Origin of the sequence: Microbacterium capsulatum, assembly GCF_030865425.1 — a bacterium.
GTDB classification, from domain to species: Bacteria; Actinomycetota; Actinomycetes; order Actinomycetales; family Microbacteriaceae; genus Microbacterium; species Microbacterium capsulatum.
The window spans coordinates 39,429-52,532 of sequence record NZ_JAVFCB010000006.1 but is presented as its reverse complement, the minus strand read 5'-3'; the positions used below and the strand labels follow the sequence as shown (position 1 = coordinate 52,532).

Genomic DNA, 13,104 nt, shown 5'->3' with positions numbered 1-13,104 from the left:
GCGCAGTGCCCCGATCCTATCCCGCGGCTCGGAACGCAGAGGGCGCGGATCAGCGCCGCTTCGCGAGCCGCGCGTCCAGGCCGTTGCGCACCGCCGGCCACTCGTGCGGGAGGATCGAGTACACGACCGTGTCGCGCAGGGATCCGTCCGGCATCACCGAGACGTTGCGCAGGATCCCGTCGAGCTTGGCGCCCAGCCGCTCGATCGCGGAGCGGGACTGCCGGTTGTGGAAGTGCGTGCGCAGCTGCACGCAGTGCGCAGCGCAGACATCGAAGGCGTGGCCGAGCAGCAGGTGCTTGGCAGCGGGGTTCACCGCCGTACCGTGCACGGCGGGGGAGAGCCAGGTGGAGCCGATCTCGACCACGTGGTTGGGCTGGTCGATGTTCATGAACGTGGTCATGCCGACCGCGCGACCGGTGGCGAGGTCGCGGACCGCGAACGGGTTCATCCCACCCCGCGCCTGCAGCTCGCGGCGGCGGTCGATCTCTGCCGGAACGCCGTCGGCGGTCGGCACGGACGTGTACCAGCGGTCCTCCAGGCCGGCCGTCGCCGCGGCGAGGTCCTCGGCGTGCTCCGGGATCAGCGGCTCCAGCCGGACGAACTCGTTCTCCAGGGTGACGGGCGCGGCGAAGTCCATTGTCCGAGCGTATCCGGATCGGCGGAGCCGATCCGCCGAGGGGTCGGCCGTGGTTTTGGGCGCGCTGTGCACGGCGACCTGTTCCGCGTGCGCCCAGAAGGCCCGAGCGCGCCCCAAACGGGTCGGGATGGGGAGGGGGAGTCCGGTCACGGCGAGTCCGTCTCGTTCGTCGACAGACCCCGCGCGTTCGGCGACCAGAAGGGCTTGGGGCGTATTCCGACACCCCGGGGCGCGGCTCGCCGGCCGATGCTGGCGAACCACGCCCCAAAGGCATGGTGCGAACCGGTGCTCTTGTCCTCCACACCGCGTGCGGCGGGCGTCTCCGCACGGATCCTGCGACGGCCCGCACGCCGACTGCACGGACGGCGCAGGATTGGGCCGTGTTCCTGTACATTCCCGCCGTGCATCGTTCGAGCGAACTCGGGCGCGTGCGTCGGAGCGACGACGGATATCGCACAATCGGTGACGGCCGAACCTTGGAACGGATCCGCCCGGGCGTGTATGCGGGGGCCGAGGACTGGGCGGCCGCGACACCGGAGGGCCGCGTCATCGCCCGTGCTGCCGCACTTTCCCTCGTATCGACCGATGCTCCGGTCTTCTCCCACGAGACCGCGGCCGCTCTGCATGGGCTTCCGCTCTTCCACGCCGACCGGAGCCGCGTTCACGTGACTTTGGCAGACGCGCGCCCCGGGTCCGCGGCCGGCACCGTGCGACATCGCGGATCCGTGCCGGAGGACGAGATCGTCGAGATCCGGGGCCTGCGCTGCACGTCGCTCCGTCGGACCGTCGCCGACGTGGCTCGCACTGCCTCGTTCGAAGCTGCGGTTGTCATCGCCGATGCGGCGCTGCGGCAGCGATGCGTGCCCGCGCCGGGCCGGTACGACGAGGCGGCGGCGGAGTCGTTCCTCGAGGGGGTTCGCGGCGTCACCGCGGGGTTCGCCCATGGACGCGCACGCGCGGATGGCGTGCTCGCCTTCGCGGACGGGCGCGCGCAGCTTCCCGGTGAGAGCATCAGCAGGATCCGCCTCGTCGAGCTCGGATTCCGGCGGATCCGTCTGCAGGTCGAAGTCGATGGCCCTCGAGGGCCGTACTACGTCGACTTCGCTCTCGACGACCCGGGAGCGCACGCGTTCGGCGAGTTCGACGGGACAGGCAAGTACACGGATCCGGCGCTGCTGGCCGGCCGCTCAGGGGCCGAGGCCCTGGACGAGGAGAAGCAGCGTGAGGACTGGATCCGCGGGACCACCCAGCGGCCCTTCGCGCGCTGGGGCTGGAAGCACATCGACACCGCAGCCGGGCTTGGGCGACGCCTCAGCGCCTTCGGCATCCGACCGCTCTGATCGGGGCGCGCACGTGCATTTTGGGGCGCGTCCCGCCGGGAATTGCAGGCGGGAAGCGCCCCAAAACGTCAGAACACGCCCCAAACGGCACGGGGCGGAGCCGAAGCTCAGATGAGCGTGTCCAGCAGCGCGTGGATGGCGGTGTCGAGGGCCGCGATCGAGGCCTGCGCAGCCTCGGCGGAGTCGGCGTGCGCGTCGAGGTACACCTTGAGCTTGGGCTCGGTGCCGCTGGGGCGCACGATCACCCGGGAGCCGTCGGCGAGACGGTAGCGCAGCACGTCGCCGGCCTGCGCGCCGTCGCCCGCGGCGAGCAGATCCTCGGCCGCCTCGATCGCGACGCCGCCGAACGCGGCGGGCGGATCCTGCCGCAGCGCGGCCATGATCCGGCCGATCACCGCGACGTCCTCGACGCGGATCGAGACCTGGCCGCTCGCGAAGAACCCGATCTCGGCGGCCACCTCGTCGAGCAGGTCGGCGATGGTCGCGTCTCGCCCGCGCGCCTCGGCGGCGAGGCCGAGGAGCGCGACCGCGGCGGAGATGCCGTCCTTGTCGCGCACGGTCTCCGGGTTGACCAGGTAGCCCAGTGCCTCCTCATAGCCGAAGAGCATGCCGGGCGCGCGGGAGATCCACTTGAAGCCCGTGAGGGTCTCGTGGAAGTCCAGCCCGTAGTGCGCCGCGACGGCGGCGAGGGCAGGGGACGAGACGAGCGAGCAGGCGAGGGAGGCGCCGGGTGCCGCGGGGCCGTCCGCGGTGGCGGCGCGGGCCGCGCGCCAGCCGAGCAGCAGCCCGACCTCGTTGCCCGTGAGCCGGCGCCAGCCGCCCTCGGCGGACGGATCCGGGATGCCGACGGCGAGCCGGTCCGCGTCCGGGTCGTTCGCGATGACGAGCTCCGCGCCGAGAGCGCGCGCCTTCGCGAAGGACAGGTCCATCGCGCCCGGCTCCTCCGGATTCGGGAACGAGACGGTGCGGAAGGTCGGATCCGGATCGCGCTGCTCGCTCACCGTCCACGGCGCCGGGTACCCGGCCTCGGCGAGGACCCGGGAGGCGGTCTCCCAGCCCACGCCGTGCATGGCCGTGTAGACCCAGCGCAGGCCCGCGGTGCCGACCGGCGCGGGCGCGACGGCGGCGGTGGCCGAGACGTAGGCGTCCACGACCTCCTCGTCCGCGATCCGGTACGACTCCGACCGCGGGATCGCGCCGACGTCCGCCTGCTCGGCGACGCGCTCGATGTGCGCGGCGATCTCGGCGTCGGCGGGGGCGACGATCTGCGAGCCGTGGTTCTCCCCGCCGAGGTAGACCTTGTACCCGTTGTCGTTCGGCGGATTGTGGCTCGCGGTCACCATGACGCCGGCGTCGGCGCCCAGGTGGCGCACGGCGAAGGCGAGGACGGGCGTCGGCAGCAGCCGCGGCAGCAGGACGGCGTTCAGTCCGGCGCCGGCGAAGATCTCGGCCGAGTCCTTCGCGAACACGCGCGAGTTCTTGCGTCCGTCGTAGCCGATCACGACGGTCGGGGTGGTCCCTGCGGCGGCGCGCTCGGTGAGGTATGCCGCGAACCCCGCCGCGGCCTGCGCCACGAGCACCCGGTTCATCCGATTCGAGCCGGCCGCGATCTCGCCGCGCAGGCCCGCGGTGCCGAACTCCAGGCGCGCGCGGAAGCGATCCTCGAGCTCCGCGACCGCCGCCTCGTGCCCGGAGGCGGCGCGGGTGATGATCCCGGCGAGCTCGTCGCGGGTCTCCGGATCCGGGTCCTGCCGCAGCCAGGCGCGTGCCTGGGCGAGGCGCGCGGCCTCGTGCGCGCTCACAGCGCCTCGATGACGCGGGCCAGGAGGGCGGAGATCACCGGCTCGGCGAGCTGTCCGGCCTCGATCACCTCGGCGTGGCTGAGCGGGGTCTTCTGGATGCCGGCGGCGAGGTTCGTGATGAGCGAGAAGCCGAGCACCTCCATTCCCGACTGGCGGGCGGCGATCGCCTCGAGCGCCGTGGACATGCCGACGATGTGACCGCCCAGGTGCTTCGCCATCTGCACCTCGGCCGGGGTCTCGTAGTGCGGCCCGGTGAACTGGCAGTAGACGCCCTCGTCGAGGGTCGGGTCGATGCCGCGCGCCAGCTCGCGCAGGCGGCTCGAGTACAGGTCGGTGAGGTCGACGAAGGTCGCGCCCTCCAGCGGGGAGTCGGCGGTGAGGTTGATGTGGTCGCTGATGAGCACCGGCTGCCCGGGCTTCCAGGTCTCCTTGATGCCGCCGGCGCCGTTGGTGAGCACCATCGTCTTGGCGCCGGTGGCCGCGGCCGTGCGCACGCTGTGCACGACCCGGCGGACGCCGTGCCGCTCGTAGTAGTGCGTGCGGGCGCCGATCACGAGGACGTTCTTGCCGTCGGGCGTGACGATGCTGCGCAGCGTCCCGGCGTGTCCCTCGACGGCCGACTTGGAGAAGCCGGTGACCTCGGTCGCGGGGATGGTCGCCACGGTCTCTCCGATGAGCTCCGCGGCCTTGCCCCAGCCGGATCCGAGGGTCACGGCGACGTCGTGGTGATCGATGCCCGTGAGCCGGTGGATGTCGGATGCCGCCTCCGCGGCGATCGCGAAGGGGTCTGCGTGCGGGTCGTCGAGGGGATGGTTCCAGTCAGCCATGAGATCGAGGATACGGCCCGGGGCCTCACGCGGGCGAGGCCGGGCGCGGATGAGCGCCGAGGCGCGCGGATCCCGAGCACGCGGCGCGGGTACGGGCGGGCCGGGATCGTGGGCGCCGGTCCGGATGCGGAAGAATGGATGACATGAGTCTGATGTTCGAGCGCTCCCAGCGCGTCGCCGTGCTCGGCGGCGGTCCCGGCGGTTACGAGGCGGCGCTCGCCGCGGCCCAGCTCGGCGCCGAGGTGACGCTCGTCGAGCGGGTCGGCGTCGGCGGATCCGCGGTGCTCACCGACGTGGTCCCCTCGAAGAGCCTCATCGCCACCGCCGACGCGGCCGTCGCGATCGCCGAGGCGAGCGACCTGGGCGTGCAGTTCTACGCGAAGGGCGCGGAGGGCAAGCCGCTCAAGCCGCAGGTCGCGATCAACCTCGCCGCCGTGAACAAGCGGCTGATCGCGCTCGCCGGTCAGCAGTCCGAGGACATGCGTGCGGCCCTGCTCGAGGCGGGTGTCACGATCCTGTCCGGCCACGGCCGCCTGGACGGCCCGAACGCGATCGTCGTCTCCACCTCCGAGGGCGGCACGGACTTCGACCGGGTCGAGGCCGACACGCTCGTCGTCGCCGTCGGCGCGGCGCCCCGCGAGCTGGACTCCGCCAAGCCGGACGGCGAGCGGATCCTCACCTGGACGCAGCTGTACGACATGAAGACGCTGCCTGAGCACCTCGTCGTGGTCGGATCCGGTGTCACCGGCGCCGAGTTCGCCTCCGCCTACATGAACCTGGGCTCGAAGGTCACCCTGGTCTCCAGCCGCGACCAGGTGCTCCCCGGCGAGGACAAGGACGCCGCGCGCGTGCTCGAAGAGGTCTTCACCCGGGGCGGCATGCAGGTGCTCTCCAAGTCCCGCGCCGAGAAGGTCGAGCGCACGGGGACCGGCGTGCGGGTGACCCTGTCGGACGGCCGCACGGTCGACGGCAGCCACTGCCTGATGGCGGTCGGATCCATCCCGAACACGGCCGGCATCGGCCTGGAGGAGGTGGGCGTCGAGCTCACCGCGTCCGGGCACATCCGGGTGAACCGGGTCGCGCGCACCTCGATCTCGAACATCTACGCCGTCGGCGACTGCACGAACTTCTTCCCGCTCGCCTCGGTCGCCTCGATGCAGGGGCGCACCGCTGTGTTCCACGCCCTCGGCGACATCGTGATCCCGCTGGAGAAGCTGAAGATCACCGCGAACATCTTCACCGCTCCGGAGATCGCCACGATCGGCTTCACCGAGAAGGACATCGAGGACGGCGTCGCCGACGGTATCGCGTACAAGCTGCCCCTGGCCGCGAACCCGCGCGCGAAGATGCAGGGGATCCGCGACGGCTTCGTGAAGATCCTCGCCCGCAAGGGATCCGGCACCGTGATCGGCGCCGTGATCGTCGCCCCGCGCGCCTCCGAGCTGATCTACCCGCTCGCGATCGCCGTCGAGCGCCGGCTGAACGTCGACCAGGTGTCGCGGGTGTTCGCGGCGTACCCGTCGATCACGAGCAGCATCACCGACGCCACCCGCGCGATGCACCAGGTGTACATCGCGAACTGATCGGATACGACGAAGCGGCGCCCTCCGAGGAGGAGCGCCGCTTCGTCGTGTCCGGGCCCTTCGAGAGCCGCACCGACGGGTCAGCTGATCGTGAGCAGCTGGTGCCCGGCCGAGACCGTGGCGCCCGGGTCCGCGTTGATGTTGCCGATCACGCCGTCCTTGTGCGCCTGCAGCGGCTGCTCCATCTTCATCGCCTCGAGCACGACCACGAGGTCGCCCTTGACGACCGCCTGGCCCTCCTCGACCGCGACCTTGACCACGGTCGCCTGCATCGGCGACTTCACCGCGTCGCCGGAGGCGCCCGCGGAGACGGTCTTGGCGTGGCTGCGGCGCGACTGCGGCACGACGGCCGGGCGTCCCGCGGCGCTCACCGTGGCGGCGACGCGGTCGGGCAGGCTGACCTCGAGGCGCTTGCCGGAGACCTCGACGACGACCGTGTGCCGGCCCTTGGGCTCGGACGGGGCCTCCATCTCGCCGTCCCACGCGGGGATGTCATTGACGAACTCGGTCTCGATCCAGCGCGTGTACACGCCGAACCGGCCGTCCTCGGCGACGAAGGCGGGCTCGTTCACGACCTTGCGGTGGAACGGCAGCACGGTGGGCAGGCCGGCGACCTCGAACTCGTCGAGGGCGCGGCGGGAGCGCTCGAGCGCCTCGGCGCGGTCCTTGCCGGTCACGATGATCTTCGCGAGCAGCGAGTCGAACGCACCCGAGACCTCGTCGCCCGCGGTGACGCCGGAGTCGAGGCGCACGCCGGGGCCGCCGAACGTCTTGAACACGTGGATCGGGCCGGGCTGCGGCAGGAAGTTGCGGCCGGGGTCCTCGCCGTTGATGCGGAACTCGATCGAGTGGCCCTGCGGGGTCGGGTCGTCGTAGTCGATCAGGCCGCCGGCCGCGATGCGGAACTGCTCGCGGACGAGGTCGATCCCGGTGACCTCCTCGGAGACCGGGTGCTCGACCTGCAGGCGGGTGTTCACCTCGAGGAAGGAGACGGTGCCGTCGGCGCCGATGAGGAACTCGCACGTGCCGGCGCCGACGTAGCCGACCTCGCGCAGGATCGCCTTGGACGACTCGTAGAGCGCGCGGTTCTGCTCCTCGGTGAGGAACGGCGCGGGCGCCTCCTCGACGAGCTTCTGGTGGCGGCGCTGCAGCGAGCAGTCGCGGGTGGAGATGACGACGACGTTGCCGGCGGAGTCGGCCAGGCACTGGGTCTCGACGTGGCGCGGCTTGTCGAGGTACTTCTCCACGAAGCACTCGCCGCGGCCGAAGGCGGCCACGGCCTCGCGGGTGGCCGACTCGAACAGCTCGGCGACCTCGTCCAGCTCGCGGGCGACCTTCAGGCCGCGTCCGCCGCCCCCGTAGGCGGCCTTGATCGCGATCGGCAGGCCGACCTCCTGTGCGAAGGCGACGACCTCCTCGGCGGTCTCGACCGGGCCGGGGGTGCCGGGGGCGAGCGGGGCGCCGACGCGCTCCGCGACGTGCCGTGCGGTCACCTTGTCGCCCAGGGCCTCGATGGCCTCGGGGGACGGGCCGATCCACACCATGCCCGCGCCGATCACGGCGCGGGCGAACGTGGCGTTCTCGGCGAGGAAGCCGTAGCCGGGGTGTACGGCGTCGGCGCCGGCGCGGCGCGCGACCGAGAGGATCTTGTCGATCTGCAGGTAGGTGTCGGCGCTGGTGACGCCGTCCAAGGCGTACGCCTCGTCGGCGAGCCTGGCGTGCATGGCGTCGCGGTCCTGGTCGGCGTAGACCGCGACGGAGGAGAGACCGGAGTCGCGCGCGGCGCGGATGATGCGGACGGCGATCTCGCCACGGTTGGCGATGAGAACCTTGGCGATGGCAGGCATGAATGTCAGCCTATCGACCTCGGGGCCGATCGTTTTGACGACTCTCCACAAGAATCCGTCGGATCGTGTGTCGGACCCTACGAAGGATCCGGCACCGCGTTCCAGAGATCCGTCCAGCGGATCCCGAGCCGGCCGGTCAGGTGGCGGATCGTGGACAGCGACATGCCCACGACCGTGGAGGGGTCGCCCTCGACGCGCTCGATGAACGCGCCGCCGAGGCTGTCCACCGTGAACGCCCCGGCGACCAGCAGCGGCTCCCCGGTCGCGACGTACGCCTCGATCTCGGCGTCGTCGACGTCGGCGGCGAAGGTCACCGCAGCCTCCGCGACGCCGTGCACCTCGTGGTCCTCGGCGCCGGGCCGGATCAGGATCACGCTGTGGCCCGAGTGCAGCACGCCGGTGCGGCCGCGCATCGCGCGCCAGCGGGCGATCGCGCGCTCGGGACGGTGCGGCTTGCCGTGCACCTCGCCGTCGATCTCGAACATCGAGTCGCCGCCGATCACGATCCCCTCGAAGCCCGGATCGGTGTCGCGGATCCGCGCCGCCACGTCCTCGGCCTTGGCGCGGCCGAGCAGCAGCACGACCTCGTCGGGGGCCAGCGGACGGCCGAGCCGCTCCGCCTCGGCGACGGCCACCGCATCCTCGTCCACACCGGGGGAGAGGCAGACCGGCTCGATCCCGCTCTGCCGGAGCAGGGCGAGGCGGGCGGGCGAGGTGGAGGCCAGGCAGACGCGCATGCCCCCACGCTATCCGTCGTGGCTCGGCGGCGTCGCTCCGGCCCGGTCGCGGGCCGCGCCGGACCGGCCGCGGTCTGGAATGATCGAGGGGTGAACGAACCCGGCGCCCTCCTCGACCTCGACGTCACCGGCATCGCGCACGGCGGCGTCTTCGTGGCCCGGCACGAGGGCAGGGTCGTGTTCGTCGCCGATGCCGTCCCCGGCGAGCGGGTCCGCGCCCGGCTGACCGCGCCGTCCACCGCGACCGCGTCCGGGGCCGACAAGCGCTCGTTCTGGCGTGCCGAGACGGTCGAGGTCCTCGACGCGTCCCCGCACCGCCGTCCGCACGTGTGGGCCGAGGCCGACGTCTCCCGCGCTCCCGAGCAGCGTCCCGGCGGCGCCGACCTCGGGCACATCGCGATCGACCACCAGCGCGCGCTCAAGCGCCGTGTGCTGCAGGAGGCCCTGGACCGCTTCGCCGGCGGCGGGATCGACGCCCCCGAGGTCGAGGCCACCGGAACCGACGAGCACTGGCGCACCCGGGTCACCCTGCACGTCGACGCCGAGGGCCGGATCGGACCGTTCGCGGCCCGCAGCCACCGGGTCGTCCCGGTGGGCGAGCACGTGCTGGCGCGCCCGGGGATCGACGCCGCCGCGCGTGAGCTGAGCGGGCTGGCGGAGGGCCGCGTCGAGCTCATCGAGCCCGCGGACGGACGGGTGCGCCGGCTGATGCTCCCCGAGGCGGAGCGGAACGCCCACCGCAGCGGCCGCGGCGGTCAGAGCGGCAGGGGCGCGCGCGGCCGTCGCCCGGCGCGGCGCCCGCGCACCGCACCGGAGACGATCCTCGAGCACGTGGGCGAGCGCACCTTCGGGCTCGATGCCGACGGCTTCTGGCAGATCCACCCCGCGGCGGCCGGCCTGCTGGACGGCGCCGTCGCCGATCTCCTCGACGGGCTCGTCGACCCCGACGCCGCGCACCTCGACCTGTACGGCGGCGTCGGTCTCTTCGCCGCGACGCTCGCACGGCTCGGCGCCCGGAGGATCACGACCGTGGAGTCCTCGCCGCGCGCCACCGGCCACGCCGGGGACAACCTCCGCGATCTCGGGGTCGAGGCGGTGACCGCGCGCGTGGACCGGTTCCTGCGCACCACCGCCGCCGCGGCGGCCGGGGTCGCCGGCGGCGCCGTGATCCTGGACCCGCCCCGCTCCGGCGCCGGTCGCGCGGTGGTCGAGGACGTCGCCGCGCTGGATCCCGGAGCCGTCGTCTACGTCGCCTGCGATCCCGTCGCGCTCGCCCGCGACCTCGCCACGTTCCGCGCACTCGGGTTCGAGCCGCGGCGGATGCGCGCGTTCGACCTGTTCCCGCACTCGCACCACCTCGAGACGGTCGCCCTGCTGACGCGCGAGAGATGACCCGTCAATAGGCGCGGATCGGGCCAGGGGGAGGGATAAGGTGAGACCGTGAGCAGCGTAGCCCTGATCGACGACCACGAGTCGGTCCGTCTGGGACTCTCAGCCGCACTGGAGCGGGCCTCGTTCGACGTCGTGTTCGCCGGTGCCGGTGTCGCGGAGTACCTGGACGCACGACGGCGCGTCCTCACCGCGCCCGCCGACGTCGTCGTCCTCGACCTGACGCTGGGCGACGGCACGACCGTGACCGAGAACGTCACCCGGCTCGTCGCCGACGGATCCAGTGTCGTCATCCACAGCGTCGCCGACCGTCCCGCCGCCGTGCGCGAGGCGCTCGCCGCGGGCGCCGCCGGCGTGATCAGCAAGTCCTCGCCGCTGGACGACGTCATCGGCGCCGTGCGCACCGTGGCGCGCGGCGAGGCGCTGAACAACGTCGAGTGGGCCAACGCGGTGGACGGCGACACGGCGTTCGCCGATGCGCAGCTGTCCACCCGCGAGCGCGAGGTGCTGCGCCTGTACGCGACCGGCCTGCCGCTCAAGGTCGTCGCCGAGCGGCTCGGCGTGGCCTACTCCACCGCCAAGGAGAACATCACCCGGATCAGGGTCAAATACGTCGAGGTCGGCCGTCCCGCGCCGACCAAGGTGGATCTGCTGAGACGTGCCATGGAGGACGGCATCGTGAATGCGTCGCAGGAGGATCCGCAGGGTGTCGGCTGACCAGGGGCTTCGCGAGGCGTGGGAGAAGATCCCCACGGGGGAGGTCGGACAGGAGCTGGAGCGCTTCGCCGGGCGACGGATGGAGCGGATCATCGCGATCGTCGTCGCTGTCGGCGCGCTCGCGCTCGGCATCCAGGCGCTCCTCAACGCGCTCGCCAAGTTGACCGTGGTCGACTTCCCGCACGTGTCGATGATGGCGCTCGTGTTCGTGCCCTGGTTCGTGATGCTGGTCTGCTGCACGATCATGCGGGGGGTGCGCGTCGCCGCGGGGGCGTTCTTCGTGGCGTACATCATCGATCTCCTGCTGTGGCCCTTCGTCGCATCCCGGATCGACGTGATCTCGGCGGATCAGCCGTGGATCTTCTTCCTGGTCAACGTCGCCGGTGTCGCCGCGGTCGTGGCCTTCCCGCTCGGGATCCAGGTGCTGTGGGCCGTGGTCGGCCCGTTCCTCTACGGGCTGGTGCGCCTGATCCAGGGCGGGTTCGGCGCGGACTTCTGGATCGTCACCGCTTTCGACGTCTCGTTCACGCTCATCCTGGGCCTCGTGCTCGTCGCGCTCGGCTGGATGTTCCGCTCCATCGCGACGGGCGTCGACGACGCCCGCGGCCGGGCCGTGGCGTCCTACACCCAGGCCGCCGCGGCGGACGCCGCGGAGCACGAGCGGGTCGCCGTCGCGGCCCTCATGCACGACAGCGTGCTCGCCGCGCTCATCGCGGCCGAGCGCGCGCACTCCGATCGCGAGAAGCACCTCGCCGTCGAGATGGCCCGTGAGGCGCTCACCCGTCTCGCCAACGCCGAGGCGCCCGCCCAGGAGGGCAGCGACGAGCCGGTGCAGATCGAGCTCATCGCGGCGGATCTGCGTCTCACCGTCGAGCAGCTCGGGGTGCACGCCGCCGTCGAGCACTTCGGGCACGGAGCCGTCCCGGACAGGGTGGCCCGCGCCACGGCGCTCGCCGCGCGCCAGGCGATCGGGAACGCCGTGTCGCACGCCTCCGCCCGGGGCCTCGCGATCGTCGTCGAGGGCCACGGCGACACCGGGCTCACGGTCAAGGTGAGCGACACCGGGGGAGGGTTCGACCCCGAACGGGTCAGCCCGGACCGGCTCGGGATCCGCGCGTCGATCCTCGCCCGCATGGCGGCCGTCGGCGGCGTCGCCACGATCGACTCCGACCGTCGAGGCACGGTCGTCACCCTGGCCTGGTCGCACTCATGAGGCTCACGGTGCGCATGGTCGCGACAGGCCTCGCGCTGACCTTCTCGTTCTACTTCGCGGCACGGGCGATGTGGTGGACGACGCCGCCCGCGCGGCCGCTGTTCGTGGTCCTGTCGGTGCTCGTCTTCCTCGGCGCGATCTCGCTGACGTCGGTCATCGGGGCCGGCCGCAGCGTCCGGATGCCCGCCTGGGCGGCGGTGGTCGCGCTGGTCGCCGCGATCGCGATCCCGGAGCTGACGAACCTCGGGCTGGAAAAGGACGCACTGCGTGCGCCGTTCGCGACCTGGTACATCGGCTCGGTCGGCCTGATCGGAGTGGTCTGCATCGTGCGCCGCCGGCCGATCGTGGGCTGGGGCGTGCTGCTCGTGCTGACGGCGTCGGGGTGGGCCTGGCTGGGTCTGCTCGACTCGCTGGGGCTGGGCCTGGTCGGTTCGATCGTGTGGATGGTCATCGCGCAGCTGCTCGTCGCGTTCTGGGGGCGCGCGATCCGGGACACGGATCGCCTGGCGCGGATCCAGCAGGCGGCGTCGGCGTGGCAGGCCACGCAGACCGTGCGGCAGCGGGAACGCCGTGAACGGGTGCAGTACGCGCTTCAGGTCGCGGGGCCCAGCCTGTCCCGGGTGATCGAGACGCGCGGCGACCTGTCGGCCGAGGAGCGGCGGACCGCGCATCTGGCCGAGGGACGGCTGCGGGACGAGATCCGCGGCGGCGCGCTGCTCAACGAACGCGCGCGGGCGGCGATCGAGGCGGCCCGTGCGAAGGGCGCTGCGGTGACGGTGTTCGACGACGGCGGCCTGGACGGCCTGGACGAGCACAACCTGGTCCGGATCCAGGAGGAACTCGCGGATGTCCTCGGCGGCGCGTCCTCCGCCCGCCTCATCATCAGAGCCCCGAAGGACGAGCGGATCGCGGTCACGGTGGTGGGACGCTCCGCCGCCGGGGAGTCCTCGGACGAGGACTCCGTCGAGCTCTGGCACGAGATCCGCCGCGAGACGCCCGCGGAGTGACCCGC

11 protein-coding genes are annotated in these 13,104 nt (G+C 72.5%); 6 read left to right on the top strand and 5 right to left on the bottom strand.

Annotation, left to right across the window (positions count from 1 at the left end):
* Positions 1-49: 49 nt before the first annotated feature.
* Positions 50-637: a GNAT family N-acetyltransferase gene (locus RBR11_RS11375; RefSeq protein WP_308489457.1), complete on the bottom strand. Its 588-nt coding sequence runs from the start codon at positions 635-637 to the stop codon at positions 50-52.
* Between the two features lie 665 nt (positions 638-1,302).
* On the opposite strand from RBR11_RS11375, the gene RBR11_RS11370 reads away from it, so the two are divergent.
* Positions 1,303-1,977, top strand: a complete 675-nt coding sequence (locus RBR11_RS11370; protein WP_308489456.1) for a hypothetical protein — start codon at positions 1,303-1,305, stop codon at positions 1,975-1,977.
* Between the two features lie 107 nt (positions 1,978-2,084).
* Here the strand turns inward: RBR11_RS11370 and RBR11_RS11365 are convergent, their stop codons facing one another.
* Positions 2,085-3,779, bottom strand: coding sequence for a phospho-sugar mutase (locus tag RBR11_RS11365; protein ID WP_308489455.1), 1,695 nt, complete (start codon positions 3,777-3,779; stop codon positions 2,085-2,087).
* Positions 3,776-4,606 (bottom strand): purine-nucleoside phosphorylase, encoded by an 831-nt coding sequence (locus tag RBR11_RS11360; protein ID WP_308489454.1) that lies wholly within the window; start codon positions 4,604-4,606, stop codon positions 3,776-3,778. The genes RBR11_RS11365 and RBR11_RS11360 overlap by 4 nt, the downstream gene beginning before the upstream one ends.
* Positions 4,607-4,740: 134 nt before the next feature.
* Between RBR11_RS11360 and RBR11_RS11355 the strand changes: the two genes are divergently transcribed.
* Entirely contained in the window at positions 4,741-6,189 is a 1,449-nt protein-coding gene (locus tag RBR11_RS11355; protein WP_308489453.1) for an NAD(P)H-quinone dehydrogenase, read from the top strand.
* An 80-nt stretch (positions 6,190-6,269) separates the two neighbouring features.
* Here the strand turns inward: RBR11_RS11355 and RBR11_RS11350 are convergent, their stop codons facing one another.
* On the bottom strand, positions 6,270-8,036 hold the full coding sequence (locus RBR11_RS11350; RefSeq protein WP_308489452.1) for an acetyl/propionyl/methylcrotonyl-CoA carboxylase subunit alpha: 1,767 nt from the start codon (positions 8,034-8,036) through the stop codon (positions 6,270-6,272).
* Between the two features lie 77 nt (positions 8,037-8,113).
* On the bottom strand, positions 8,114-8,773 hold the full coding sequence (locus RBR11_RS11345) for a Maf family protein (RefSeq protein ID WP_308489451.1): 660 nt from the start codon (positions 8,771-8,773) through the stop codon (positions 8,114-8,116).
* A gap of 90 nt (positions 8,774-8,863) precedes the next feature.
* Here RBR11_RS11345 and RBR11_RS11340 point away from each other — a divergent pair, with 90 nt between their 5' ends.
* From RBR11_RS11340 to RBR11_RS11325, 4 genes are read left to right on the top strand one after another with little or no spacing between them, the layout of a single operon-like run.
* The gene (locus RBR11_RS11340; protein WP_308489450.1) at positions 8,864-10,165 is read left to right on the top strand and encodes a class I SAM-dependent RNA methyltransferase; all 1,302 of its coding nucleotides are present in this window, start codon (positions 8,864-8,866) and stop codon (positions 10,163-10,165) included.
* A 48-nt stretch (positions 10,166-10,213) separates the two neighbouring features.
* Positions 10,214-10,879 carry a response regulator transcription factor gene (locus RBR11_RS11335; protein ID WP_308489449.1) on the top strand — a complete coding sequence of 222 codons (666 nt, stop codon included), beginning with the start codon at positions 10,214-10,216 and terminating at the stop codon, positions 10,877-10,879.
* Positions 10,869-12,092, top strand: a complete 1,224-nt coding sequence (locus RBR11_RS11330; protein WP_308489448.1) for a sensor histidine kinase — start codon at positions 10,869-10,871, stop codon at positions 12,090-12,092. Before RBR11_RS11335 ends, RBR11_RS11330 begins: the two co-directional genes overlap by 11 nt.
* 14 nt (positions 12,093-12,106) lie before the next feature.
* A complete protein-coding gene (locus tag RBR11_RS11325) occupies positions 12,107-13,099 on the top strand; it encodes a hypothetical protein (RefSeq protein WP_308489447.1) in 993 nt (330 codons plus the stop codon).
* Positions 13,100-13,104 lie beyond the last annotated feature (5 nt).